Below are 26,276 nucleotides of genomic sequence, written 5' to 3' on the forward strand. Positions count from 1 at the left end.
GGTTGGTTATTTCATTACATTTTGTGCCAGAAAGGCCGCGCTACTGCTGGATCATTGATTTTTTAAATGATGTTGATAGCATAATCTTAATTGATATATCCATATACTGGTGATAGGATGTATTCAAATTATTCCGACAAAAACGGTATGTAATGTTCATGAGAGGTTTTAAACATCAAACATGGTGAGAATAAGCGGGACAAGACCATGGAGAATGGAGGAAGCGCGCATTGAATACCGGACCCGTGTTGGAAATTAAAGGATTATCCGTATCTTTTCGCATCAATGATCAATATCACCCCGCAGTCGACCATCTGGATCTGACGGTCAACCCCAATGGAGTGCTGGCTGTAGTCGGAGAATCCGGCTGTGGCAAAAGCGCGCTGGCGCTTTCGATCGCACAACTGCATGACATGGAACGCACGCGTGTAGAGGGAGAGGTCCTTTTTAAAGGCACGGACCTGAACCGTCTTTCTTCAGGGCAAATGAATAAAATCCGCGGAGCGGGCATGGGCATGATCTTTCAGGACCCGCTGACAGCACTCAACCCGTTAATGAGCATTGGTAAGCAGATTGAGGAAAATCTTGATTATCATACGTCACTATCTACGAAGCAAAAAAGGGAACGTGTGCTGGAGCTGCTGGAAAGCGTAGATATACCGAATCCTGTGCGTGTGTATGAGCAGTATCCGCATGAACTGTCAGGAGGGATGCGTCAGCGTGTGATGATCGCGATTGCCATAGCTTGCCGACCTTCTCTTATTATCGCAGATGAACCAACTACTGCGCTCGATGTAACGATCCAATTGCAAATTCTCGACTTGCTCAAACAGCTTCAACAGGAGAGTGGGAGCGGAATTATCTTGATTACGCATGATCTTGGTGTTGTGGCAGAAGTAGCCGACCGCGTGGTGGTCATGTATGCCGGAGAAATCGTGGAGAGCGCTGATGTTTTTGAATTATTCAGGCATCCACAGCATCCGTACACGCGTTCTTTGCTTGCTTCCATGCCGGGATCGCATATCAAGGGGGAATCACTGCATGTCATCGGCGGCATTGTTCCCTCATTACAAGATATCCCCCGCAATAGCTGTCGCTTTGCCCCGCGTATTCCCTGGATTCAGCAGGGAGTGCATGAAGACCATCCCCAACTAAATGAAATTTCCCCTGGACATTGGGTCCGTTGTACATGTTACCAGCATTTTCATTTTAAAGACGAGGCAAAGGGGGAAGCTGCTCATGGCACTACTGGAGTTAAATGATTTGAGGGTCCACTATCCGGTGCGCGGTGGTTTCTTCCAGCGTGTTATCGATCAGGTGAAAGCAGTGGATGGCGTGTCGATCAGCATTGAGGCAGGCCAGACATACGGGCTGGTGGGAGAATCCGGCTGTGGAAAAACGACGACAGGCAGGACGATCATCGGTCTAAATAAGCTGACGAGCGGACGGATTCTTTTTAAGGGAAAGGACCTTGCGGCTCTGAGCCGTAACAACCGTCATCCGCTGCGTAGAGACATTCAGATGATTTTTCAGGACCCCTACTCTTCGCTCAACCCGCGCAAGCGCGTATTGGATGTCATTGCTGAACCGCTGCGAAATTTTGAAAGGCTGAGCAGTGAGGAGGAACGGAGGAAAGTACAGACGTTGCTGGAAAAGGTCGGCTTGAACGCCGATGCAGCCTACAAATATCCGCATGAATTTTCCGGGGGGCAACGGCAACGGATCGGGATCGCGCGTGCGCTGACATTAAACCCCAAGCTGATCATTGCTGATGAGCCGGTGTCGGCACTGGACGTTTCCGTGCAGGCACAGGTGCTGAATTTTATGAAGGATGTGCAACGGGAATTTAATTTGACGTATTTGTTCATCAGTCATGATTTGGGTATTATCCGCCATATGTGCGACCAAATCGGTATTATGTATCGAGGCCGTCTAGTGGAGCAGGGGAGCGAGCAAGACATTTATGAGCGTCCACAGCATCTGTATACCCAGCGCCTCATTGCAACCATTCCCAATATTGATCCTACAAAACGGCTGGAAAATGCCCAAAAAAGGCGAATGCTCTTATCCTCCTACAAAACAGAGCTACCCAAATATCTAGACGTGAGTGGAAAGCCGTTTGCACTAAAATCAGTAAGTCCATCCCATCAAGTCGCGCTACCATAAGGGGGGTACAGAAATGTGGAAATTTACACTGCGTCGGCTGCTGGTTATGATCCCTCAACTTTTTGCACTGAGCGTGCTTATATTTTTCCTGGCTAAGGCTATGCCGGGGGATGCACTGACAGGACTTATTACTTCGACACCCAATCTGAATCCGGCCGCACTGGAAGAACAGCGACAAAGACTGGGACTGAATGACCCGGTGTGGGTGCAGTATGGGAACTGGCTCGTCCAGCTTGCTCACGGGGATCTGGGCAAATCTTATGTACATAAAATTAGCGTTACCGATCTGATTGGCAGTCGTCTGGGAAACACGTTCTTTCTGGGCGTAGTAATTCTGGTTCTGACGTATCTGATCGCCATTCCGCTCGGCGTACTCAGCGGTCGTTATCAGCATAGTCTGCTGGACAAAACCGTAGTGGGCTATACCTATCTCAGCTTTGCGACACCTCTATTTATATTCGCGTTGTTGCTGCTGTACGTATTCGGATTCAGGCTCGGCTGGTTTCCAACCAGCGGCAGTGTGGATGTAGGCGTGGAGCCGGGGACATGGTCATATTACGTGAACAAGTCGTATCATCTCATTTTACCGGCGGTTACAGGCGCATTGCTCAGTACAACGGCTACGATTCAGTATTTGCGCAATGAGGTCATTGACACACGACTGAAGGATTTTGTGAAAACAGCGCGTTCCAAAGGGGTGCCCGAAGGTAAAATTTATTCCCGCCATATTTTCAAAAACTCTCTATTGCCGATTGCTGCCTTTTTGGGCTATGACCTGACGGGAGTAATTGCAGGCAACATTTTCCTTGAATCTATTTTCGGTTATCCGGGGTTGGGCCAATTATTTCTCCAGTCCATCACTCAACGGGATTTTTCAGTCGTGAACGCACTGGTCATGGTCTCCGGCTTCTTGGCGCTATTAGGAACCCTTTTATCTGATGTCATCCTAAGCAAAGTTGATCCCCGCATTCGAATCGAATAGCGAACAAGTCTAGAGAAAAGGAGGGATTATGGTGTCTATTCAGGTGGAGGAGGTCTTCACGCCGGAAATCATTCGTAAATCACCATCCAGTTGGTCTGTACTGCGTCGTGAGCTGGTGCGTGACAAAATGGCCTTGGTTTCCATTGGCTTTGTAATTCTGTTTTTGATCTTTATATATGCCTCTGTCCTGTTTGTAAATCAGGATGTTGTCACGACGGTGGATTTGGGCGCGATCCGTGAAGCTCCAGGCTCAGTGCATTGGCTGGGCACAGATCGAGCGGGTAGGGATATTTTCGGCCAGCTGGTCATTGGAGCCCGCAATTCCTTCACGATCGGCTTTACGATTACATTGTTATCTGCCGCTATTGGCTTAACGTTAGGTTTGCTGGCTGGTTTTTATGGGGGGCTGGTCGATAACATCATCATGCGGATCATTGATTTTATTCTGGTGCTTCCGTTTTTGATGTTGGTCATCGTATTTGTCAGCATTGTACCCAAAAGCGGCATAGGGTCCTTTATTTTTATCATGACCGCCTTTTTATGGATTGGAAAAGCACGTCTGATCCGGGCCAAGGTGTTGTCGGAGCGCGAACTGGATTATGTGCAGGCTTCCAAAACCCTTGGCACACCCAATTGGAAAATCATCTGGTTTGGCGTGCTGCCTAATCTTAGCTCGGTCGTGATCGTCAATCTGACCCTCAGCTTAGCGGGAAATATCGGGATTGAGACGGGGCTTTCTTATCTCGGTTTTGGCTTACCGGAATCTACGCCAAGCTTGGGTACACTGGTGAGTTATGCGAATGACCCGGATGTTTTGCAGAATAGTTGGTGGATGTGGTTGCCTGCCTCACTGCTTATTTTGGTGCTAATGTTGGCGATTAACTTTATTGGCCAGGCGCTCAAACGCGCCACGGATGCCAGACAACGATTGGGTTAACCGAAGTTCAAGGATAAGGACAATGACAAGGAGGGATTTACAATGGTTAAACACTGGAAAAAAGGAATTCTGCCTGTTCTATCTGCAATTTTGGTGCTTTCTCTGGCCGCATGCAGCGGTTCGCCTTCCGCTTCGAATGGAGGGAAATCGTCTGACGGTACAGGCGGCACAGGGTCCGACAGCAAGCAGGTGAATGCCACAGCGCTGGAGAAGGCGATCAAGAACGATAAGGCCCCGATTAAGGGTGGCATCATCAATTATGCACTCGTGTCTGATACCCCTTTTGAAGGTATTCTGAATCCTGTATTTTATGAAGGCAATCCTGATTTTGAAGTCTTCCAGTTTTTCTACCCTTCTATGTTTTCGATTGACTCCAATCTAAATATTGACAATAAAGGAGCGGCGACGATTTCCTTTTCCCCAGACAATAAGGCGGTGACTGTAAAAATTGATCCCAAACTGAACTGGACGGATGGTAATCCCGTAACGGCAGAGGACTATGCTTTTTCCTATGAAGTGATCGGTCATAAAGACTACGAAGGTCCGCGTTATGATAGCTTTATGACCAACATTGTGGGCATGGAGGATTATCACGCGGGTAAGGCCAAAACCATTTCTGGCATCAAGGTGCTGAATGAGAAAGAGGTTACCATTCACTTCAAGGAACCTAATCCTTCGGTGAAATCGGGACTTTGGTCTACACCACTGGAGAAAAAGGTATTTCAGAATATCCCCGTGAAAGATATGGCCGGATCTGATCCTGTCCGTAAAAATCCGATTGGCTATGGACCGTTCAAAATTAAATCAATGGTCACAGGTGAATCTGTGGAATTCGTCAAAAATGAAGATTATTTCCACGGTGAGCCCAAGTTGGATGGTCTTCATCTGAAGGTGGTGAACCCGAATGTCATTACCGAGGCGCTGAAAAGTGGAGAAGTCGATTGGGCCAGCTATCCAACCACCCGTTACAATGAGGCCAGCAATCCGAAAAATGTACAGTTTCTCGGTCAGGAGGAATTATCTTATAGCTATGTGGGCTTTAAGATGGGCAAATTCGATCAGGCCAAGAATCTAAATATCATGGACCCGAACGCCAAGCTGGCGAACAAGTCATTGCGTCAGGCCCTCGGCTATGCGCTGAATAATGAGCAGGTCGGCAAGCAGCTCTATCATGGACTTCGGATTCCAGCAACATCCCTGATTCCGCCTGCCTTTAAGGGATATCATGATATAAATGCAAAGGGCATCGCGTATGACCCGGACAAGGCGAAAAAGCTGCTGGACGAGGCAGGCTATGTGGACACCAATGGAGATGGATACCGTGAGGACCCTAAGGGCAAGGAACTGGTTCTCCATTATGCGGCAATGAGCGGAGATGCGACAGCTGAATCGCTGGCAAAGTTTTATTTGCAAAACTGGAAGGATGTCGGACTTCATGTCGAGCTGGTGGACGGTCGTCTGCTTGAGTTCAATTCTTTCTATGATCGTGTGCAGAAGGATGACCCCGGCATTGATATTTTTGGCGGCGCATGGAGTACAGGTACAGATGTAAACCCTAGTGGGCTGTATGGACGCGGAGCCAGCTTTAACTACTCGCGCTTTACCAGTGAAGAGAATGATAAGCTGTTGCAGGAAGGGGTGTCTGTGAAAGCCTTTGACGACAATTATCGTAAAGATATATACAATCAGTGGCAGGCGTATATGAGCGAGGAGGCGCCCATTGTACCGACGTTATTCCGTTATTCGCTGGAGGCAGTGAATAATCGGGTAGCCAATTACGATATTACCCGTGGCAAGGAGTATGATGCAGACACGTTTGCGAATATTACGTTGACTGCGGAAAAAGCAGAAGTAGCCCAATAATCTCAAAAAAGCGCAATAACCTGAAGAAGAAGCGCGAACCGGATGGATCCGATTTTGCGCTTCTTTTGACCTTTTAGTGCGATCATTCTGGGGATTCTCGAAGGGAGAGAAGGAAGACGGAAATACGTCAGCTTCAATACTTCATTGCCGTATGCGAGGAACTGCATTTTACGAAAGCTTCGGAAAAGATCGGAATCTCCCAACCCACGCTTAGCTTGCAAATTAAGGCGTTGGAAGAGGAATTGGGCATGACGCTTTTTGACCGTGCAGGCAAGAAAATAAAAATGACAGATGCCGGGAAATTGTTGCTGCAACACAGTGCACATGCGCTCAAGGATTTACAGCAAGCAAAGGCTTCCATTGAGGAGTTGCGCACCGAGCAACGCGGTAGTTTGCGGATTGGTATCGCATTACCGGAGCTGGAGGAACCATTGCAAGAAATGCTTATCCATTTTCATCAGTCATTTCCTAAAGTCAGCCTGCACATCCATCCATCATTTGATGTAACAGAACAGCTGTTGGATAACCGAGTGGATGTTGGCATTACGCTGCATTCGGGTACGGATGAAAGGCTTGTCCAGCTTCCTCTTCGTACGGAGAACTACTGTCTTGTTGTTCCGGTAGAGCATGTGTTTTCCAACCGTACTTCCATTACGCTGGACGAATTGAGGCATGTACCCTGGGCGATGCAGCCAGAGTGTCATCCCGGCAGGAAACTGATTGAGAAGTGCTTCCGTGATCGTGGGTATCCCTTTGCAACCGTCTTGGAGACAAATTCCATACCTTCAATCCTGCGCTGGGTACAGGAGGGACTTGCCGTAACCCTACAGACGGAGTCCCTTGCGGCAGAATTGGATCGCTCACAATTTTGCACTGTACCTATTTTGTGCGGCGTGCTCCAGGGTCAGCTAGAGTTGATTTATCAGTCTGGCCGTTATCAGGGAGAAGCGTTGAAGCGATTGATTGAAAAGATACAAGCTGTACTAACAGTGCGTTCCAACTAGTGGCAACCCTGATGAGTATCAGGAGCTTTAATGTGTACGAACTTCCAGCCTGCGTGCAATCAGTGACATACTGTAATTGACAGCAAAGTACAGGAAAGCTGCGAACAGCAGGGCTGGAATGACAAAAGATTGATTTTGCCCACCGACAATCTGAATGTTATGCGTCAGCTCCGGCAAACTGATAATGACAGCCAGTGAGGTATCCTTGAATAGGGAAATGAACTGGCTGACAATCGGGGGCACCATGCGACGAAGCGCTTGGGGCAGAATGATATGCCATAAGGTTTGAGAATAGCTTAAACCGGAGGAACGTGCGGCTTCCACCTGTCCTTTATGGACCGAATTCAGACCGCTGCGCACAATCTCGGCAATCATGGCTCCCTCGAAGATCGACAGGCCTGTAATGGCTGCCCACTTGAGGGAAATCGAAATTCCGATGGATGGTAAAACCATGCCGATGAAGAAAATAATGAGCAATAATGGAAGATTGCGAATGAGATCAATGATAAAGGCTGCAACCTGTGAAATAACAGGTAAGCGGGTATAGCGCAGAATGCCGAATAAGATACCAAGAACGAAGCTGAACACGATAGAGTAAATAGCAACCTCCAGTGTGAGCAGGAAGCCCTCCAGTATAAAACGCACATTAGGCCACACAAACAATCCACCGAAATCCATACGGGCTTCCCTCCTTAGGATGTTTTGGACAGACGCCGTTCCATATAAAGTACAAGAAAGCTAAGCGGAACCGTCAAGATAAGATACAACAGCGCCGTGATGGCGTAGACTGTGATGGGCAGGAAGGTATCCGAGTTAATGAGGTCCGAGTAATACATTAGGTCCAGTCCAGCCACAATAGCCAGCACGGAAGAGTTTTTGACCAGATTAATGAATTGGTTGCCGATCGCAGGCAGTACAATTTTGATGGCTTGCGGTAAAATAATGCTGATCATCGTCTGGTTGTAACTCAACCCGGAGGACCTTGCCGCTTCAAATTGCCCCTTGGGCACAGATTGAATGCCGGCACGTATGGCTTCAGCAATAAAGGAGGCTGTGTATACAGTCAATCCGAGCGTTCCAGATACGAATCCGTCCAAAGGGATGCCCAAAGTAGGAAGCCCGAGATAAAAAAACAGTACGACGATCAGCAATGGGATATTGCGGATGACCTCTACATAGACGGTACCAATCCAGTTCAGCCATTTAAAAGGCGCAATTCGGAGGATGGCAATAATAGCCCCCAGAATAAAGCTTCCGATCAAGGCAATGACACTAGCTTGAACGGTATGAAGCAAGCCTTCTCTGAAACGGTCGCTATGATCGAAAAGTACGTTGATATCAAAAGTAAGCATCTGCGAATTTACCTCCTTATCCAGACTTAAGAAAGGAAGGAGCTCGCAATCGCGGCTCCTTCACAAGAATACTATTCGGGTTTAACCCCAAGCCATTGCTCGTGGAGCTTATTGTATTCACCGTTGCTTTTCAGTTCCTTGAGCGTATCATTAATAGCTTGTAGCAGTTCGGTTTGCCCCTTCTTCACTGCAATGCCGTAAGGTTCCTCTGTGAAGTTCCCGCCTACAAGAGTATAATTCGGGTCTTGCTGCTGCATGCCGAGCAGAATAGAGTTATCCGTAGTCAAGGCTTCTCCTTTACCTGCTTTGAGGGCGTTGAAAGCATCCTGATAGTTTTCGAATTCCAATATCGTTGCTTCAGGTGCTTTTTCACGGATATTTTTGGCGGAAGTAGAGCCCTTCACGGCGAGCACCTTGGTCTTCGGGGTCAGAGACTCCAGCCCGGTGATGGGGCTCCCTTTTTTCACAAGCAGAGATTGCCCGGCGTTAAAATAGACGTCGCTGAAATCAACCTGCTTTTTACGTTCATCCGAAATGGTCATCGTCGCGATAATGGCGTCAATGTCCCCGTTTTGCAATAAGGTGATTCGTGTTTTGGACGTGACTTCTTTTAGTTCAAGTTTGGTTTCATCGCCAAAAATATGTTTGGCTACAGCCTTAGCGATGTCGATATCAAAGCCCTCTACTTTTCCGCTAGCCGGGTCTTTCAGTCCGAACAGCTTGGTATCGTATTTCACACCAACGACCAGTTTGCCACGCTGTTTGATCGCTTCCAGCCCGTTGGCTGCTGCCGGCTCATTCCCCGACGTTGCCGCTCCTTCTTTGCCTCCACAGCCTGCCAAGACGAGCAGACAAGATAAAGCTACCAGCACCAAAGTACTCCATTGAAATCTTTTTCTCATCAGAACATTCCCCTTTCGATTTACGCTACATTGGTAGTCTATTAATGATGAATCAGACGGCTCAGGAACAGGCGAGCCCGTTCTTCACCCGGATTCTGAAAAAATTCGACAGGTTGGCTGTCTTCCAAAATTTGTCCTTTGTCCATAAAAATCACGCGGTCCGCCACTTCACGTGCAAAGCCCATTTCATGAGTGACAATGACCATTGTGATGCCCTGATGGGCGAGCGAGCGCATAACATCCAGTACCTCTCCGATCGTTTCGGGATCAAGTGCTGAAGTAGGCTCGTCAAACAACATAATTTTTGGATTCATCGCGAGTCCGCGGGCGATCGCGACCCGCTGCTGCTGTCCACCGGACAATTGGGCGGGGTAGCTCTGTGCCTTTTCTTCGATTCCGACGCGCTTTAGATAGGTGATGGCTGTTTGAGTAGCTTCTTCTTTCGAGATGCCCAGTACCTTCATAGGTGCCAGTACAATGTTTTCAATCACCTTTTTGTGGGGATACAGATTGAAATGTTGGAACACCATCCCGATATTGCGGCGGAAGGCATTGATATCAATCTTTTTGTCATGTACAGGGATCTCGTTAACGATCAGCTCCCCATCCGATATCGTTTCCAGACGATTGATGCAGCGAAGCAGGGTGCTTTTACCCGAGCCGGAGGGACCGATGATTACGACGACCTCGCCCTCCTTAATCTGAAGATTAATGTCTTTGAGTACATGGAAGTGACCGTAATGCTTGTTGACGTTGCGAAACTGGATCAGAGAGCTCACCCCTTTTTAGGCTTGGATACATAACTTAGTAGACGGATTGACATGATCAAGCTCTATTAGAATTTAAAAATTTCTCTCATGATACTATAAGCTTACAATAAAAAACAAGATTTTATGTCACTAAACTTTACGTGTAATGTATTTTGGTGTGTTTTTTGCTAGTAAACTGTTATTTATATGTTGAAAACGAATAAATATCCGTAATTTTATGTTATTAAATTTGACATAAACTATTGATCCTCGACATGCCAAGGGAGAAACGTGACAAAAGCAACGCTATGTTTTACAGTAGGGAAGAAGGAATTTAGGGTAAAGGAAGGTTAGACAATGACGAAAGCTATTTCACCGCTAGTAACGGCATTGGGCATGGAGCCCCATCCAGAAGGCGGCTGGTACAAAGAGATGTGGAAGGCCCATTTCCAAATTCCGAAGCCTGTACTGCCGGATGTGTATTCCGGTCCGCGCTTTGCAGCTTCGTCTACGTATTTCTTGCTGCATCCGGGTGAGTTCTCCGAGTGGCATGTGGTCCATTCTGATGAGCTGTGGTTATATCATAGCGGAAGCCCTGTAGAGTTGAAATTGGGTGGAAGCGGAGAAGAGCCTGGTGAAGAAACTGTGATTATCGTCGGTGCGGATGTGGAGGCAGGACAGCATCCCCAAGCACTCGTTCCAGGAGCAGTATGGCAAACGGCACGTCCGCTTGGGGATGAGCCCGTGCTGGTAACCTGTGTGGTTGCACCAGGATTCCACTTTGATGATTTCAAGCTGATTGCCAAGAATCCAACTGAATCATGATGTGAGCATTGGCGGGTGTATTTCTGTAATGAACAGGAATGGCCCGCCTGATTTATGTTTACTCATAGAAATAGGGCTTTAAAATAGCTTTAGGTGCTTAGTTTCGCCTGAACAATGAGACGATGGGTGGGGTTTACGAGAGGGTCACATGTAATCAGTGTAAGCAGCTTTTGTTTTTTGAAGCTTTTCAGAACAGACACGTCCGTAGGATCGACCACCTTCAGGCTATAAACGCTATATACATATTGGTTACCCCGAGCGTTAACAACAATCTTATCCCCGATCTTCAATTCATTTAGACGATTAAATAAACGTCCAGAGGTACGGGCTCGATGAGCAGCAATGGCGGCATTCCCTGCTTGTCCCAGCGTCCCCGTTTCCGGCATATGTACAGCCGCGTGTCTCATATTTATCCTCGTTGCGCCTTCCAATACAGGGAGCTTTAAAGCAATACGACTTATACTAATAGTGGCTATGGGAGTTTGTTCATTAGCGCTTACCATGGGAGCAGGGGATGGGGAAGTATTTTGTCGTGCTTCACTAACCGGAACTTCTGTAAGACGAGTGGACAAGCGAGCATAGCTGTCCGTAAGACTGGGGGGCCATAGCGCGTCGCTTTTTCCAGATGGTAGCTCTGCTGCTTTTAATAGCTTGCTTTGTTCCTGATCCTCATTCCATTCTGTCGCTTTAGGAAACAAAATAAAAAGTAAGCCTAACACAATAAATACGTAGGAAAGTTTACGCAGACTCAGCAATCTCGCCTCCCCTAAGCAAAGTACGGATTATACATATTTTTTGAAAAATGCCCCATTCCCGACTCATTCCAATCGGGAATGAGTCGGGAGATCAGGGCAGGTGATCGGTTTTATTTTTTGTTTGTTCGTGTGAATTTCAAAAATACGCCCCATATAACCATCGCTATGCCTGTCAAATAGAACGGAACGGGGCTGCCTTCACCTGTTTGGGGCAATTGGTGTACCGCAGGTGTATCCTCCGGATCTTCAGGTTCTTTTCCCGGAACCTTGAGACGGATCTTAGGTTCGGGATCGTCTTTCGAATCCACCGGAGGAGGAGGATCTTGATGAGGCATGACGGCTGGCGGCTCCGGCTCCGGCGGTATAGGCGCAGGTTCCTCCTGTGGAGGGACTATGTCCTCCGGAGACTTTGGCAATGACGGAGGAACGGTTATAGACGGAGTATCGGGTATTTCCGGATCTTTGTCATGTTTTTTACCTGAGCCTCCGGACGGGGGTGAAGGGTCTGGATGAGTAGGCGTTCCTGGTTCGTTTTTCTTTTCTTTACGATTGGTGATCACAACCCTCTTTACACCAGAGCTTTGTCGCAGTGTTGCGTCTATTTTGATCTCGAGCTTGCCCTCGGTGACTTTATAGCCCTCCGGTGCTGCCAATTCTTCCAAGATATAATCGTCATGAAGCAAGGAGGAAAAGATGATTTTGCCTTCCGCATTGGTGGTCTGAATGAGCGGGGCTCTTTTTTGACCTTTATCATAGAGCGCAAACTGTGCGCCAGGCAGTACCTTGTCAGGCATATCCTGATCTACCTTGGTCAGCTCAAGACTTTCGGTCACACCCCCGCCAGAACCGGAGCCGGAAGACGTTCGTACGATGATTTCCTGGCTGGTTTCCCGCATCTCTGTCGTCAAGCGATCCCCCTCAAAGGCAACCTTATTACTCACCTTGGCTTTGTCTTCAGCATGAATGAACGATTGGTATTCAAGTATAAAAGCAGTGGAAATATCCTTGGCAAAAGTAACTTCAAAAGTTTGCTGGCCTTGAGCGTCTGTCTTGATATACAGCTTGTAATCTTGGTTTCTAATCAACTCGGTGCTTTTGGTGGTATTTCCGTTGGCAGCGATTATTGTAGAGTACAAATGAAAGGAATCCTCAATTAGGATTTGATTGTTGCTAGGCTGATCTATAATTTTAGCGTTGGATACATGGGACTGTCCTTCATTGATGCGGATGCTCCAATCGATCTTATTTCCATTTTGTGTACCGACTTTAGATACATATTCTCCGCCATGAGGTACCGCGACTTGCGCTGCCCATTCAGAGACTGTTTTTTGTCCATCCAGTAGAAGGGCTTGATTGTGGATTTCTTTTTCAATCAGTTCTCCTTCCAATGAAGTTTGAAAGGTAATCCAGTAGGGAGTCTGTATTTGCTCCTTGAACTGGATACGCAATTCATTACCATTTTGCTCGGAGGGAGGAATAATGGTGTATTGATCTGCTGGGATTTCAGCCCCTTTTTGTACGCCATCCCACCATCCCAGCAAGGTCATATCGTATACTTTTACGGAGGCGGGCAGTAACTTCTGACCTTGCAACAAGGGGTCTCTCACTTCCGCGTGATTCAGAATCTTGCGATTGTAGTTAGCTTTAATGTCCCAGGTAATGAGCTTGGAGGTTGCATTATAGCTTCCTTGCTTGGCACCGTTTCGTTGTGTCATAAAGTCCGGCCAGATCGGGCACTCCACTCCTTGCGATGATCTTTCTCCGTCTTCAAACTGGTATTCTATATGGGATTTATTACGAAACTCGGGCTTCGTCGTATCCGTTTTCCAGTCATTATTATAGGTGGTTGAATACTTGATTGTATAAGCCTTCTGAATGGCTTTATGAAAAATGAGCGTAAATCCTTGTTTATAGTCCTGTGATAGCGGAACCAGCTCATAATCCGTGGGCGCACGTAGCTCCGTTGTTCCGTCAACACTTTGAATTTTCAGGGTGTCCGGTAACAAAGCCAAGCCCCCGTTTGGAAACACATCCTGAATGACAATATTTTTCATGATGTACAAGTCTGTATTGATGGTAATCACCCAAGGTATGATTTTGGTGTTGTAATTGGGTGTGTCATACATTTTAGTCATAACTCCGCTTATGATTTCCGTCGATACAATCTTCTGCGTTCCATCCGAGGTTATGATGTTTATAACTTTTCCATTATCATAGACACGGCCTCTGGCTTGAGTCTGGTATCGGATGGTATAGGCTGAATCTACGTCGAAGTTGAATTGAAGTTTGAAGCCGTTGCGGTCCGGATAATCAACTGGGATGACAGTATACGCCCACGATGGGAGCTCCTCCAGTGTGTTTCCCTTAAATACTTTCAAAGAACCGGGCAGCAATTCTTGAGTTTTATTGAAATGATCAATTAAAAGAGCTTTGGCTTCGGGGATTTTTGTCTCGCTGAAGTTATATCTTATGGCCCACGAGAGTGTTTGTGTGGCATGATCATATTTTTCAACCTTTTTGGACAAAAATTCACCACGTTCCACCTGAACAGTAGCGGTAGCAACAACGTTCTCTATCGCATCTCCTGAAAGCGTTGCTGTGTTGGAGAAACGAGTTTTATCGCCAATAATACGCGTGGAATATTGAATCTGATAGGCCGTGTTAATGCTATCGTCTTGAAAACGAATCACAAACCCTGTCCCGGCTTGATCTGCTTCAATGGCATATTCACTTGCATTCACTAGGTCTCGAACAACGGTCGAGCCGTCGATATTGACTTGTAGATGATAGAGCCGGATAGAGTCTCTTCTGAGTTCCAGCCCTGAAGGAATGGGATCGGTGATGAGGGCATGCTTTACGGTGTTTAGCTGTTTGTTCACATCAATGGTCCAGTCGATCTGGTTTGTGCCAGCTATTTTCCCTTGTTTGCTTAGGGTTGGCCCTGACTGGGGTTTTACATTCACGATGACCGTTTGCACCCCGCCTTTGATCGGAATCGCAATGATGATCTCTGTACTGCCTTTCACCGTTTCTTTCGTAAACTCGGTTTTAACTTGTAGTTTGCCGCTGACATTGGAGTGATTCTCTACATATTGGTTAAAGGTCATGATAACCTTGCCCTGACGATCTACTGTGAAGTATCCCACGGTTCCATCGGTAGTGACTAACGGAGATGAGATATCAGTGTAGATGACAAACTGTTCTGGTAAATGAAAGGTGAAGGTGTCCCCTGACTTATAGGTATTGTCAGGAAGCTCCCATTCATAGCCTAGTTGGATGGCTGATCCGATGTCGAATTGGCTGCCGGGACTATATACCGCATCAATGACACGCCCTGCTTCGTCGGTCAGGCTCAACTTCGTTAATATGCTCTGCGGAGCTGCATCATGTTGAGACTTTGAACTGACTGCTCCTTGAACGAAGGGGACCGTGTTTGAAGGAATCTCCCCAGGAGGTTCAAGGTTTGGGACAACGTATACAGCATCTGTAACGGTATGTGTAGGATCAGATACAGCACTCTGCGGCAGTTCTGGGGCTGGAGCATCTGCGTAAGCCAGCGTTGCGCTGAAAAAGCTTTGGACAATGAGCAATAAGGCAATGATCATTACATTTATTTTTGTTCTCATGCTCCAAGTGATTCTCCTATTCATCGTAATATGGCAATGCTTCGTTCGAAATTAGTATATTCAGCATGCTAGGCTGACATGACTATCCCAATAGAAAAAAAGCCCTGATCATAGCGATCAGGGCTTTCTTCGAGAGAGGCATAGCAATTTGTGATGGATCTATGTAAAAAAGACATAATAAAAAGCTCGTTCATCTGGTAGCTGGCTGCCATCCGGATAGGAAGGCCCTATAGTTTTGCGTCACTGCCTTTCGACAGTTTTGCCATTAACTTGAATAGCTTGTGCGTCTATCATCTATCAAACTGATTTCATGTAACCTCTCATTTACAACTTGGAACGGTTCCCCCATTTTTTGCGGAAGGAATGAGGTGTTTCTCCTACATGCTCCTTGAATAGGTTAATAAAATGGCTCGTATTGGGAATCCCTACGTACCTTGCGATATCCACAATGGACATGTCACTGGTTTTAAGCCAGCTTTGAGCGGCTGTGATACGGACATTAATGAGATAATCAATCGGAGAGAAACCGATCTGCTTTTTGAAATTTTTAGCCAGATTAAACTTGTTTAATTCAAACATGTCTGCCAGCGAGTCCAGTGTTATTCGCTCACAGTAGGACTGATCCAAATATTGCTGTACCCGGCGTACTTCGCTGAGGGTTTCAGCATTCACATGCGGATGATCATAGGGATGTTGCAAAATGCACATTAGTATTTCACCAATGAGCCTGGACGTTAGCAGCTCAGCGGAAAGACTTCTGTCAGACTGCCCGCAAATCAGAGCATGGAGCTTATCCAATATAATATGCGGATTATGCATGGAAATGACCGGTTTATTATGCTTGGCAAATTGTTCGTAAAAATTTTCGATCAGGTTGCCATACAGGTACAGGCTGATATACTCCCAGGATTCATGACCGGAGGTGCTGTATTGAACATATTCCTCGCAATTAATAAAGAACAAATCTTGAGGTTTTATGATATATTTCTTGTCCCGGTACAGTAATTCTCCCTTACCAGACAACGTAAAGACAAGCAAAAAAGAGGCAAGTTCTTTCCTTTCCATCGTAAAAGCAGAAGTTTTTTGAAAGTAGCCTAATTCCTGGATATATAAAAGGGATTGCTTGGCAAAAGCGGAGGGAGTGCGTACAATTACGACCGGATCGCCATTCCAGAGGCCCACGTTGTTTTTTTGGTCTGTTGTCATATTCAATTCCTTTACAAAAAAGCAATTTTATCTAGCATATCTTGGTTTGATTTACCAATATATAATGGCTGATTAAACATGATTTCCTATTTATAAAAGTTTATTTTATCACAACAAATATGTCTATATATCAAATTATGTGTGTGAGCTTTATGGGAGTCTCGCTTTTTATGGATATTTAATCTGATAATCCATATGAAAAAGTCGAATGCTGTTGAAAGAATCTGGGGTTATCATGGATTCAAATCCTTTCTGAGGTCAAATACCAAAATGGTACTGAAAAAAGGTATCTTATGCCCATTCAACTTTCTTGTTCACTTCTCCTTTCGGTTTAAAAAAATTGGGACTTGGTTTTGTTAAAATGGTTCGTAAGGCTTATTATTGAAAATAAGAGTTTGGGCCCAGTACTGTGATTTTGTTCACAAACATGAATGTAAAAAAGAGAGATATATGCATAAAAAATTACGCAAAAAGTGCCCTTGCGCGTTTCATCAAAAGTGCTTTCAACTTTGGAAATGACACGGGCAATGATATGATGGGTAATACAGGTATAGTGCTTTACTTACTCGACAGTCAGTTTGGAGGATTACAGGATGGGAAAACCAAAAAGTACGAAAACCGCAGCGGCTTGGTCGCTCGTTATTCTAGGGGCAGGCTTTGCAGCCACATTGCCCTTCCAGCAATATGGCTGGGCTCGTTTATTAGCCGGAGCTTTTGAGGCAGGACTTGTAGGGGGACTGGCAGACTGGTTCGCTGTCACTGCTTTGTTCCGTCATCCGCTAGGCATTCCGATACCACATACGGCGCTGCTTCCTAAAAATAGGGACAAGCTCACGAATGCATTGGTGAGTACCGTGGAAAATAACCTGCTAAACAAAGACAGCATTGCGTCTAAAATTGCAGATATTCGTTTGGCCGATTTGGTACTGGGCGGTGTGGAAAAAGGAATGCGCACGCCGGAGGCGGCGGCATCCATAGATGTTCTTGCCAAGCGTCTCGTCCAGTCGCTCCCGCTCGCGGAATTGGCTCCGGTCATCGTGGCAGAGCTCAAGCGGCAGGTGACTGACTTTGACACCGGACCGCTGCTAGAGGCGCTTGCTCGTCAGACCAGCGAGAAGGGCTATGATCGCCGCGCACTGGATTATACGCTGGAGCAAGCAGAGTCCTGGCTTTTGCGACCCGAAACGGGTTATACGCTGGGCACCTTAGGGATGCAGGCTGTTAGTGGTTTGCAGGTGAGCGGGCTGATGCAGTTTGCCTTGAACGCATTCCTAGGCTATCTGAACGAAGAGCGTATGGGTGAAATGATTCGTCATTTCCTGCTGGATCAGGTAGCAGAACTGCAAAGGGAAGAGCACCCGCGCCGCCAGGCCGTGCTGGATGGTCTGAGAACACAGGTGACCCGATTGGCGACGAAAGATACGGTTCAGGAAGGGTTGAACGGCTGGAAGGATAGCCTTGTTGAAGCCTGGGAAGGCGATGCGTCAGTGCTGGGCAAAATGGAAGAACTGCGTATACGCTTATTGGACTACATGGAAGACGGAAGCTATGTGCAGACCTATATTTTACCGCTATTGGATCGGATGCTGACTGATTTAAGAGGGAATACCGAGCTGCTGGACAAGATCAATGTGCGAATTGTGGAAGGTATTACTGGACTGGTGGAAGCCAACCATAGTCGAATTGGTAACTTGGTACGCGAAAATGTAGACAAAATGGATAACAAATCCCTGATTGCACTGATGGAGGACAAACTGGGACAGGATTTGCAGTGGATACGTATTAACGGCGCAGTTACAGGCTTCCTGATCGGCATTGTGCTGACAGGTATCCGTATGCTAATCCAATAGACCAGAAAAAGCTACAGATAGGGTTGTGGAAGCATGAGGCTTTGGCATGAACATTTAATCGACAGGTTACCCCGTCCGCAACTGTTGGGGCAACATCGTGAGTGCTGTGCCCTGCGCGGGAATGGGTGGGGCAAGCCACACGCCACCGTGAATTATGTGTTCGATTATCACCCAATGCTGCTGGTGCGCTATCATAGGCTCATTATGGACGAAATGAAAAGCAGAGGGTACAATGTTGATCCACTATGGGAACAGCCGTTGTATCGCGGTAAGCAGTGTGAGCCTTGGGAGGCGGAGCTGGGTGAGGAACTGGCAGGCGCGGGTGCATATGTGGAGCATGACGATGAGTATATGAAGGAGTGCCTGGATAACCTGGCTTCCAAGGGTATTTTAATAGAGATTGAAGTGACCTAAAAAAGACGGGCTGCGGTATGTTCATCATTCAGATGAAGTGCCGCAAGCCCGCTTTTTTGATGCTTCAGTGTTCAGTGCTTGGGGGAGAGACTCGGGATATTAGATTACAGAATCCAGCGGGTGACCTTTTCCAGTGGTTGTCTGGATTTTTCCCGCTTGGGTTCATGAGCGCGATAACCGAAGGCAGCAATGACTGAAATATCGAGCAGCCCGTTTTCTAGCAGTCCTTCTTCCTCCAAAATGGCATGCACCTGATCGTAGTTAAAGCCCTCAATTGGACAGGAATCAATACCGATCTGAGCCGCCGCTGTCATCATATTGCCTAAGGCAATGTAGGTTTGCTTGGAAGCCCAGTCAAATAACGTACGTTCGTTTTCCAGTAAGCGTTGATTTTCACCCTGGAAAATCTTATAGCGGCCTGGCAGTGAGGCAAAGTCCTCCTCAGACATACCTTTAACCTCTTTATACATATACTCCACGTAAGGAGAATCATAACGAACATCCTTGCGCGCCAAAATCAGGACGACGTGGCTAGCCGCAGGAATCTGCTTTTGACCGCCGCTGGAAACTGCAGCCAGCTTTTCTCTCAATGCCTGATTTTGTACAACTACAAACTGCCATGGTTCAAAACCAACGGAGCTTGGAGAAAGTCGCCCGGTTTCGAGAATGAACTGAAAATCCTCTTCTGGTATGATGCGATTGGGATCGAATTCTTTCGTGGCGTGCCTGAACAGAAAGGCGTCCAGAATTTCCTGTTTTTTAGCTGATGTATTAGACATAAAATGTACTCCTTTTGATATGGGTTTAGTTGGTACTCTATGGGTTTTCTGCTACTATAATGAGAGCTGATATCGAATATATAGTTATCATATAGAAAGTTTTTGCAGGGAACAAGTACGCACATATTTGTTCCTTGTCATACGTCTGGGGCTATTGGTTTACACATTCTACAGAAAGAAGGGGTATACATGGCACAGGAGATGGAACATGCAGTTAGCGTTAATTTTGGATGTCCGGTAGCGAAAACCGTCGGGGTTATAGGCGGAAAATGGAAGGGAGTCATCTTGTATCATTTGACGACAGGACCGCGGCGCTATAACGAAATTCGGCGGACCTTGCCTAATATTACACAACGGATGCTAACCTTGCAGTTGCGTGAACTGGAGAGAGATGGCATTGTGCACCGTGAAATTTATAATGAGAACCCACCGCGTGTGGAATACTCGCTTACCCCGTTGGGAGATACGTTAAGGCCGTTGCTGGATTTTATGAGAGACTGGGGGATCTTCTATGGAGAACAGGGTTGCGAGCCTGTGACGACAACTTCCAAATCAGGCAAGCACTTTTGTTAAAGGGCATGAAGAAAGCCCGCCAAATGATTTCATAGAAGACGCATAAGAAATCATTAGCGGGCGGAATAAGGTCTGGGTTATTTAGATAAAATGTACACTTATTTAAACTCGATGGCTTCGTTCATCTGCGTCCAGGCCGTTTCTCCAATGATGCCCAAGCGCCAGATAGCGATTCCTTTGAGGTCATAACGTTTGGCTAAACCGATCTTGGCGTTAACGGTGCTATCTTTTTCACTACCCATCGAAATCCCCAAAATGAGCTTGTCCCGCGAGGTTTCCTTCAAGGCCAGTTGTATGGCTTCGTCCACTTTATCCAAAGGCTCAGGCGTAGCCTTTTGTCCGTAATCATAGGCCATGATGATCAGATCGTCCGCCAGATTGCCCAGCGTTTTGTAGTCATAGCCAGAGTAAGAGCTGTTCAGCGGATGTAGAACGACGGTGAGCTTGAGTCCAGCCTGATGCGCTTTGGCCGATAACTTTTGAATAAAGGCGTTGTAGTCTGAACGCGCTTTGGCTTTATCGCCGCTCCAGCCCAATCCTTCCAGATCTAGCGTAATGCCTTTAAATTGTTTGTCGGTGGCGGTACTGACGATTTGGGAAATGGTTTGTTCTTGAAGCTGCGCATTTTCCAAAACCTTGGTCAGTTCGTGATTGCCATCTCCGGAATAGACCATCAGGTAAGGGGAAGTCCCCTGGCTGTCTGCCTCCTGCACAATGGACTCCGGCGTTACGGTTCCAGCGGCTTGGGGCCATTTGTATTCCTTGCCGTTTGTCGTAAATTGTCCGTTCGTATCAATTCGACTCCAGCCGAAGGCAACTGCGTTAAAATCCGGTATTTTGGATTTTTGGTCAAAGGAAGACAGCGCATAGAAGCCTACTGTATACATAGCTTCACGTGGCGATGTAATGGAGACCGTCCGTGTTCCCTGGTTCCAGTTCACCGTGGCTCCAAACTGCTGCCCGAAAAAGCCCAGCGGAATCATGGTGCTGCCGTGCACGGTTTGCGGAGCGGCTGTTAGTTGAACCGTTTGTCCGTCCACTGTGGCATTGCGGCTACCCATCTTTAGAACCACCTGTTTGGTAGCAGAGCCTTGCGCTTTGGTAGCAGTGATGCTTTGGCTGGCTTGATCCCATTTCACTGTAATGCCGAGAGCCTCAGAAATAGCGCGAAAGGGAACCATGGTCGTGCCGTTCATCATGGCAGGTTGTACGGGGAACGGTAATGGATATCCGTCCAGCATAATGCTGATCTTGCCGGTCTCGGCTTGTGCCAAGGGGCTATAGATGCCCGCTGCGGTACTCAGGAAAATAGCGCTAGATAACAGAGCCTTATTTACGATTTTCATCCTATGATCTCCTATGCTCAATAGATTGCAATGCTATCATGTTAGAATCGTGAGGTATCTACCATTTTACCAAAAAAATGATAGAAAGGTGAATGTGAAATAATAGGATGAGATGAATCTGAGTATGTATTAAAGCTGAATATTAATCGTTTTCTTTCATACAAAAAAAGCTGACCCCTTTAACTAGGTGTCAGCTTTTTCTTTTTAAAACGATCTTAACTTCATTCGTAACCCAGATTACTTGCGGCGCTTGAGTGTAATGCCGACAGCTGCGGCACCAAGAACGACTGCAATGATCGAGAGGACGAGTGCTGTCGTTTGTGCAGTAGAGCTGGCAGGAGCAGAAGCAGCAGGGGCAGCTTCTACAGCATTGTTCGAAGCAGGTGCGGGACTGCTGCTATCTTTAGTCGTATCTGTGCTCGCGTGGCCTGCTGCCGTACCCGCTGAATCGTGTCCGCTGTCTGCGGCAGGGGTTGCGGACGTGGCTTCCGCCGTGATTTCGGTAATGGAATGAGGGTTGTTACTTCCTTCGTCGCCTGTCCATTCCACAATACTTCCGTCACTATAATATTGGAAGGCGTCCCAGGCTGCTGCGGTATTCTGGTCTGCATTTTGCGCTACAAAGCTGAAACGTTGATACTGACCCGCTTGAATGCCGTCTTTTTCAGTCGTCCAGGTCACAGTGGTTACTTTGCCAGAGCTGTCTTTTTCGGTGGCTACCTTCCAGTCCGGTACAGGCTCGTATTGTTTGAAAACGACCTCTTTCGGAATTTTCAAGGCGACTTTGGTGGTTGGAATGTTTTTTTCCACGGGTACTTTCAATGTGTACGTTTCCCATGCATTAGGTTGTGAAATAGAAGGATTAACTGTCACATGTGCACTGGCCATGCCTGCAAAAAGTAAGGCACCCGCCGCAATTAGACCCACAGAGGTTGCAAACCTGGAAAATCTGGATTTTGCTGTTTGAATCGTTGTATTCATATTCATTTCGCTCCTTTTAAGTATAAAATAATTATTTTTTACCGCCTACATGCAGGGTAAATTCAGCATCAACCGCATCGAGTGATGCCGTCAGAGCATGTACTTTTACCGCCCATGTTCCTTCGGAGGTCATCAATTCCTGACTGCGGAATGGTTGTTGTTGCTTTACGGGCAGAACAAATTCCTGTTGATCTTGGTCAGGGTCTGCTGGAGTGAGCGTTAACGTGACCTGCTGGATTCCCGAAACGGCAGCACCCTTGCTATCCTGAACGGATACCTTAAATTCATTGCTGCCCACAGCATTGGGGCTGACTGCCAGTGTAACGTTATATTCGCCCGTAGTGCGAGTCTCCTCAAACGGTACAGCAGGTGCCTGGCCGGGTGACAGGTGAGTGAGCACCGCGGTCAACAGCATCACGAGCAGGCCGACGGACAACTCGGCACGCAATCCCCCAGCGGCTCGCTTACTCGCCGCCGCTTGCCGTGCGCTGCGGAACTGGCTGGCCGCGAAGACCAGCATGACTAGCAGCAGCGCTGCTTTGCCGAGCAGAACGAGTCCATAGGACGTGTTCAGCAGCATGGAGGGAGCCGGAATGTACAGCACGGCTCCATATATACCGGTGGCGAGTAACGCTGCCACCATCGCAATGCCCCAGCCGGCGAAGCGGCGCAAGGCGGCTTGTCGCAGAGTTGCCCGTTCGGATACGGGCAACTCTGCTCCGGCAACCGGCAGGCACACGACCATGACGGCAAGTGAGCCGATCCAAAAGGCTGCTGCCGCGAGATGGACGAAGTCCGCCGCAATGGCTGGAGCTGGATGCGTAGCCGCTGCCGGATGGCCGACAAAGGCCTTGGACAGCATGAGGCATAGCGTTAGGAGAGCCGAGCTGTATCCCCAAAGACGGCGCTGGCGATTCGAAATGCTGTGATCCAGCGCGTAAATCAGCGTTACGCTTAGGAGTAGCACGAGAATCATCTGGATAAACCAAATTTGTCCGGCTCCAGTAAACTGGAGAGCTTCTCCCAGAATCGGGAATGAGAAGCCCTCCCTGATGGAAACCCCGGCATCCCATGAAGCCTGAAGTGGCAGGCTGATCAGAATGGCGGCAGACGTTATGCCGTAGCCGCTCCATAGCAGCTTAGTCCAGCGGGGCAATGTTTCAAAGGGCCGCTGATTTTGCTTATGCTGTTCACTTCGATTCTTGTCTTGGCTTATGCTCGGTAAGATGAACAGCCGGAAACAAATCGCTCCAAAAAGCAGCGATAGTCCTATGTAAAGAAACCAACGGACAGCGATTAAGTCGATTCGTGATGTCCCTGAGCCTTCAGATGCGGTAGCTTGATGGGTAGGCGCATTGGAACCACTGCCCACTTGGAATGGAATAACTCCATTAACCGGATGTCCGTCTGCGGATAAAGCTCTCCAATTGACGGAGTAAATTCCATTTTTCATCCCTGGAATCAATTGAATTTCCATGGTGGCTTTGTGATTCGGGTCAAGCTGTGCTTTTCCTGTGTCGACCCGCTTGCCTGTTTCGTCGGTCACTTTGATCGACATGAAGGCAGATTGCAAATCTTCATTGAAGGTGATGGTCACCTGAGAAGGCGACTTGTCCAAAACCTGATTTTCGGTCGGACTGGATTCAATGACAAATGCATGAGCCCACGAAGAGTGAGGAAACAGGATCAGAAGGGGGAGACACAGCAATAAAAGACAAGCCACACGGGCTGGTCTGGACAGGTACAACATGCCTGTGAAGTCACCTTCTCTCGATTACTTGAAGCGAGGATATCCCCATTTGTAACATTTTATACGGACAAACCCCTTCCTATCTTAATCATAGTGCATATAGCGTGAATAGATGGAGCGAATTATGACATTTATATGAAATTTGAAATAATAAGCATTATACAAAATGCCAATCATATGAAAACCCCTAGCGTGGTTGAATTCAGGACGATTTCAACCACGCTAGGGGCAAAGAGGAAGAGCCTATGAAGGAACTAGAGCCCTGTTTCCATGAGATCCGTGAAAGCAGATTGCTTATGTTGAATATAATGGATAAAAATAGCCGTTAGTTTGGGATCGAATTGGCTACCCGAGCAGGCACGTAGTTCTTCAATGGCCTCCTCGAACGTTTTGGTGGGTTGATAGGGGCGCTCGGTTGTCATCGCGTCAAAAGAGTCGATGATCGTCAGCATCCGACATAAACGTGGAATTTGCTCGCCCTTAAAGCCAAACGGATAGCCTCCTCCGTCATAACGTTCATGATGCAGCTCCACAAAAGGAACCAAATCTATGAATCGTTCGTTGGCTTCGACAATACGTTTGCCCCACATGACATGCGCTTGCACCATCTGCCATTCCTCACCGGACAGTTTCTCTTTTTTATTGAGGATATTCCAGGGAATCTCCAGTTTACCAATGTCATGAATGAGGGCACCTAGTATGAAACGCCGCTTATCCTCCGGTCCGAGCTGAAGTACATCGCTCATGTCTGCTGCATATCTGAAAACCCGCTTGGAATGCTTGAAAGTGTTAATATCCTTGTACAAGAACAAATTAAGCTGCTGCTCAAGATCGCGAATATCCTGCCCCAGATCGACCTCGCGCTCCACTTCATTTAAACTTCCGTGCGTATGAACGATGTTTTTGCCCTGTTTCTTGGCGTAGTACAGGGCTTTATCCGCCAGATCGACCAGCTGTGACTTGTCGTAGATGTCAATGCGACTTTGTGCAATACCTGCGGAGAAGGACAGACAGCCATGCGGAAAAATTTCAACACCCTCATAACGAGAATCATTTAATCTTTTTCGAATAGCATTGACTGTTTCATATGCTTGTTCAGCGGTATGCTCGGGCATAAGCAGAGTAAATTCTTCTCCACCGTAGCGGGATACGGTGATGTGGGTGCCGGAGGTTTCCTTCTTAAGAAACTCACCGAGAAATCCCAGTAGCTGATCGCCTTTAAGATGACCGAAATGATCATTGTATTTTTTGAAATCATCAATATCAATCAGCGCCAGACTGAGAGGAGTATTCTCGGATCGGGATATATTCAATTCAGCTTCAAGTGTATTTTCAAAGTAGCTGTGATTGTATAGCCCTGTTCTGCGATCCATGTTCGCTTTTTCTTCGATTTCCCGATACAGCGTGAACATTTGCTTGAATGCGTGAGACAGGAGCATGCTTAGCCCAAGGAACAGCAAAAGTCCTAAAATGCCGTTGTTATAAATCAGTGTAGTCAATACCAAAGACAGAATGAGTGTACATAAGTATACGAGCAGGGATTCAGCCAAAAAAGCCTGTTTAAGCTCATTGAAGGACCCTTTGTATGCGATATAAAAGTAGATGCCCAGTGTGATGGTGTTCACCGCAAAGTAGCAAATCAACGCCAGCAGGTAGGAAGCGAAATGATCTTGGTTTAAAGCTCCCTGCGTTCCGCCGCTTAGTTCAAATACTGTTGAAGACAGGAAAATGGAAAGGGCGTAAATGGAAAAATTGACGGTATGCTTCCACCAGGACAGCTCTGTGTGCCGGAACATGGCAATGATTACATTTAACAACAAAATCAGAATAGCAATTTCGGTGCCATGCACAAAAATACAAGCCAGATACACGGAGGAATCCATGGACTGCTTGTTACTGGCCGGTGGTAGCTGGAATGTAAAATGCTCCAGAATCAGAACTGCTCCCAATAGGGAATAGATCGTGACCCACTCTGTTGTCGTATAGTGCAAAAAGGACCATTGGTTCGTATACAGGAGGACGATCACGCCTGCCAAACATATGAAAAACACATATATTCCCGTCGCGGTAACCCGTTCTTGCAGCTTTTTTATTATACTCATCATTTCTTCTCCTGCCTTGTCGTATCTTGATGTCAAAGCTACCAGGGGTGAATGGGATAATTTACAATTTTGTAATCGAAAATTTCACATGAAAAAACAGGCCGGAATCCAGCC

General features: G+C 47.1%; 22 protein-coding genes, 1 pseudogene and 1 riboswitch. Of the genes and pseudogenes, 11 read left to right on the forward strand and 12 right to left on the reverse strand.

From position 1 onward, the window contains the following. Positions 1 to 230: 230 nt before the first annotated feature. The 7 genes and pseudogenes from NSS66_RS16190 to NSS66_RS16220 all read left to right on the forward strand — a co-directional run bounded on the left by NSS66_RS16190 (position 231) and on the right by NSS66_RS16220 (position 6,952). Positions 231 to 1,262, forward strand: a complete 1,032-nt coding sequence (locus tag NSS66_RS16190; protein WP_340959372.1) for an ABC transporter ATP-binding protein — start codon at positions 231 to 233, stop codon at positions 1,260 to 1,262. Continuing rightward, positions 1,240 to 2,166 (forward strand): ABC transporter ATP-binding protein, encoded by a 927-nt coding sequence (locus tag NSS66_RS16195; RefSeq protein ID WP_340959373.1) that lies wholly within the window; start codon positions 1,240 to 1,242, stop codon positions 2,164 to 2,166. Before NSS66_RS16190 ends, NSS66_RS16195 begins: the two co-directional genes overlap by 23 nt. Before the next feature lie 13 nt (positions 2,167 to 2,179). Continuing rightward, on the forward strand, positions 2,180 to 3,148 hold the full coding sequence (gene opp4B / locus NSS66_RS16200; protein ID WP_340959374.1) for an oligopeptide ABC transporter permease: 969 nt from the start codon (positions 2,180 to 2,182) through the stop codon (positions 3,146 to 3,148). A 28-nt stretch (positions 3,149 to 3,176) separates the two neighbouring features. Then, positions 3,177 to 4,085 (forward strand): ABC transporter permease, encoded by a 909-nt coding sequence (locus tag NSS66_RS16205; protein ID WP_023986676.1) that lies wholly within the window; start codon positions 3,177 to 3,179, stop codon positions 4,083 to 4,085. Between the two features lie 42 nt (positions 4,086 to 4,127). After that, positions 4,128 to 5,948: an oligopeptide ABC transporter substrate-binding protein gene (gene opp4A / locus NSS66_RS16210; RefSeq protein WP_028541232.1), complete on the forward strand. Its 1,821-nt coding sequence runs from the start codon at positions 4,128 to 4,130 to the stop codon at positions 5,946 to 5,948. Between the two features lie 161 nt (positions 5,949 to 6,109). Continuing rightward, positions 6,110 to 6,190, forward strand: a pseudogene (locus tag NSS66_RS16215) (LysR family transcriptional regulator); the annotation flags it as partial. A gap of 6 nt (positions 6,191 to 6,196) precedes the next feature. After that, positions 6,197 to 6,952: a LysR family transcriptional regulator substrate-binding protein gene (locus NSS66_RS16220; RefSeq protein WP_256704500.1), complete on the forward strand. Its 756-nt coding sequence runs from the start codon at positions 6,197 to 6,199 to the stop codon at positions 6,950 to 6,952. A 27-nt stretch (positions 6,953 to 6,979) separates the two neighbouring features. Here the strand turns inward: NSS66_RS16220 and NSS66_RS16225 are convergent, their stop codons facing one another. The 4 genes from NSS66_RS16225 to NSS66_RS16240 all read right to left on the reverse strand — a co-directional run bounded on the left by NSS66_RS16225 (position 6,980) and on the right by NSS66_RS16240 (position 9,985). After that, complete coding sequence (locus tag NSS66_RS16225) at positions 6,980 to 7,630, reverse strand: amino acid ABC transporter permease (protein ID WP_028541230.1); 651 nt, start codon at positions 7,628 to 7,630, stop codon at positions 6,980 to 6,982. 14 nt (positions 7,631 to 7,644) lie between these two features. After that, positions 7,645 to 8,304: an amino acid ABC transporter permease gene (locus NSS66_RS16230; protein WP_023986681.1), complete on the reverse strand. Its 660-nt coding sequence runs from the start codon at positions 8,302 to 8,304 to the stop codon at positions 7,645 to 7,647. A gap of 71 nt (positions 8,305 to 8,375) precedes the next feature. Continuing rightward, the gene (locus NSS66_RS16235) at positions 8,376 to 9,206 is read right to left on the reverse strand and encodes a transporter substrate-binding domain-containing protein (protein ID WP_023986682.1); all 831 of its coding nucleotides are present in this window, start codon (positions 9,204 to 9,206) and stop codon (positions 8,376 to 8,378) included. Between the two features lie 41 nt (positions 9,207 to 9,247). Then, positions 9,248 to 9,985 (reverse strand): amino acid ABC transporter ATP-binding protein, encoded by a 738-nt coding sequence (locus NSS66_RS16240; RefSeq protein WP_028541228.1) that lies wholly within the window; start codon positions 9,983 to 9,985, stop codon positions 9,248 to 9,250. A 327-nt stretch (positions 9,986 to 10,312) separates the two neighbouring features. Between NSS66_RS16240 and NSS66_RS16245 the strand changes: the two genes are divergently transcribed. Then, positions 10,313 to 10,780: a cupin domain-containing protein gene (locus NSS66_RS16245; RefSeq protein WP_013308442.1), complete on the forward strand. Its 468-nt coding sequence runs from the start codon at positions 10,313 to 10,315 to the stop codon at positions 10,778 to 10,780. A gap of 89 nt (positions 10,781 to 10,869) precedes the next feature. On the opposite strand, the gene NSS66_RS16250 is transcribed toward NSS66_RS16245, so the two are convergent. From NSS66_RS16250 to NSS66_RS16260, 3 genes are all read right to left on the reverse strand, one after another. After that, positions 10,870 to 11,535 carry a class D sortase gene (locus NSS66_RS16250; RefSeq protein WP_023986684.1) on the reverse strand — a complete coding sequence of 222 codons (666 nt, stop codon included), beginning with the start codon at positions 11,533 to 11,535 and terminating at the stop codon, positions 10,870 to 10,872. A gap of 110 nt (positions 11,536 to 11,645) precedes the next feature. Beyond that, entirely contained in the window at positions 11,646 to 15,161 is a 3,516-nt protein-coding gene (locus tag NSS66_RS16255) for a collagen binding domain-containing protein (protein ID WP_340959377.1), read from the reverse strand. 193 nt (positions 15,162 to 15,354) lie between these two features. Further along, positions 15,355 to 15,435: riboswitch (cyclic di-GMP riboswitch) on the reverse strand. A 50-nt stretch (positions 15,436 to 15,485) separates the two neighbouring features. Then, complete coding sequence (locus NSS66_RS16260; protein ID WP_023986686.1) at positions 15,486 to 16,367, reverse strand: AraC family transcriptional regulator; 882 nt, start codon at positions 16,365 to 16,367, stop codon at positions 15,486 to 15,488. Between the two features lie 593 nt (positions 16,368 to 16,960). On the opposite strand from NSS66_RS16260, the gene NSS66_RS16265 reads away from it, so the two are divergent. Together NSS66_RS16265 and NSS66_RS16270 are read left to right on the forward strand one after the other, a co-directional pair. Beyond that, positions 16,961 to 18,217, forward strand: coding sequence for a DUF445 domain-containing protein (locus NSS66_RS16265; RefSeq protein ID WP_068941032.1), 1,257 nt, complete (start codon positions 16,961 to 16,963; stop codon positions 18,215 to 18,217). 33 nt (positions 18,218 to 18,250) lie between these two features. Further along, a complete protein-coding gene (locus tag NSS66_RS16270; RefSeq protein WP_023986688.1) occupies positions 18,251 to 18,631 on the forward strand; it encodes a TIGR02328 family protein in 381 nt (126 codons plus the stop codon). Positions 18,632 to 18,735: 104 nt separating this feature from the next. On the opposite strand, the gene NSS66_RS16275 is transcribed toward NSS66_RS16270, so the two are convergent. Then, positions 18,736 to 19,410, reverse strand: a complete 675-nt coding sequence (locus NSS66_RS16275) for an NAD(P)H-dependent oxidoreductase (protein ID WP_028541224.1) — start codon at positions 19,408 to 19,410, stop codon at positions 18,736 to 18,738. Positions 19,411 to 19,599: 189 nt separating this feature from the next. Between NSS66_RS16275 and NSS66_RS16280 the strand changes: the two genes are divergently transcribed. Beyond that, entirely contained in the window at positions 19,600 to 19,983 is a 384-nt protein-coding gene (locus tag NSS66_RS16280) for a winged helix-turn-helix transcriptional regulator (RefSeq protein WP_023986690.1), read from the forward strand. Between the two features lie 98 nt (positions 19,984 to 20,081). Here NSS66_RS16280 and NSS66_RS16285 read toward each other — a convergent pair whose 3' ends face one another. From NSS66_RS16285 to NSS66_RS16300, 4 genes are all read right to left on the reverse strand, one after another. Beyond that, complete coding sequence (locus NSS66_RS16285) at positions 20,082 to 21,329, reverse strand: stalk domain-containing protein (RefSeq protein ID WP_053324480.1); 1,248 nt, start codon at positions 21,327 to 21,329, stop codon at positions 20,082 to 20,084. Positions 21,330 to 21,566: 237 nt separating this feature from the next. Next, positions 21,567 to 22,310 carry a YcnI family copper-binding membrane protein gene (locus NSS66_RS16290; RefSeq protein WP_340959379.1) on the reverse strand — a complete coding sequence of 248 codons (744 nt, stop codon included), beginning with the start codon at positions 22,308 to 22,310 and terminating at the stop codon, positions 21,567 to 21,569. A gap of 31 nt (positions 22,311 to 22,341) precedes the next feature. Further along, positions 22,342 to 24,060, reverse strand: coding sequence for a copper resistance CopC/CopD family protein (locus NSS66_RS16295; protein WP_340959381.1), 1,719 nt, complete (start codon positions 24,058 to 24,060; stop codon positions 22,342 to 22,344). A 254-nt stretch (positions 24,061 to 24,314) separates the two neighbouring features. Beyond that, positions 24,315 to 26,165 carry a bifunctional diguanylate cyclase/phosphohydrolase gene (locus tag NSS66_RS16300; protein WP_081365925.1) on the reverse strand — a complete coding sequence of 617 codons (1,851 nt, stop codon included), beginning with the start codon at positions 26,163 to 26,165 and terminating at the stop codon, positions 24,315 to 24,317. Between the last annotated feature and the right edge of the window lie 111 nt (positions 26,166 to 26,276).

This window comes from Paenibacillus sp. FSL R10-2748, from assembly GCF_038005565.1.
Lineage (GTDB): Bacteria > Bacillota > Bacilli > Paenibacillales > Paenibacillaceae > Paenibacillus > Paenibacillus polymyxa_B.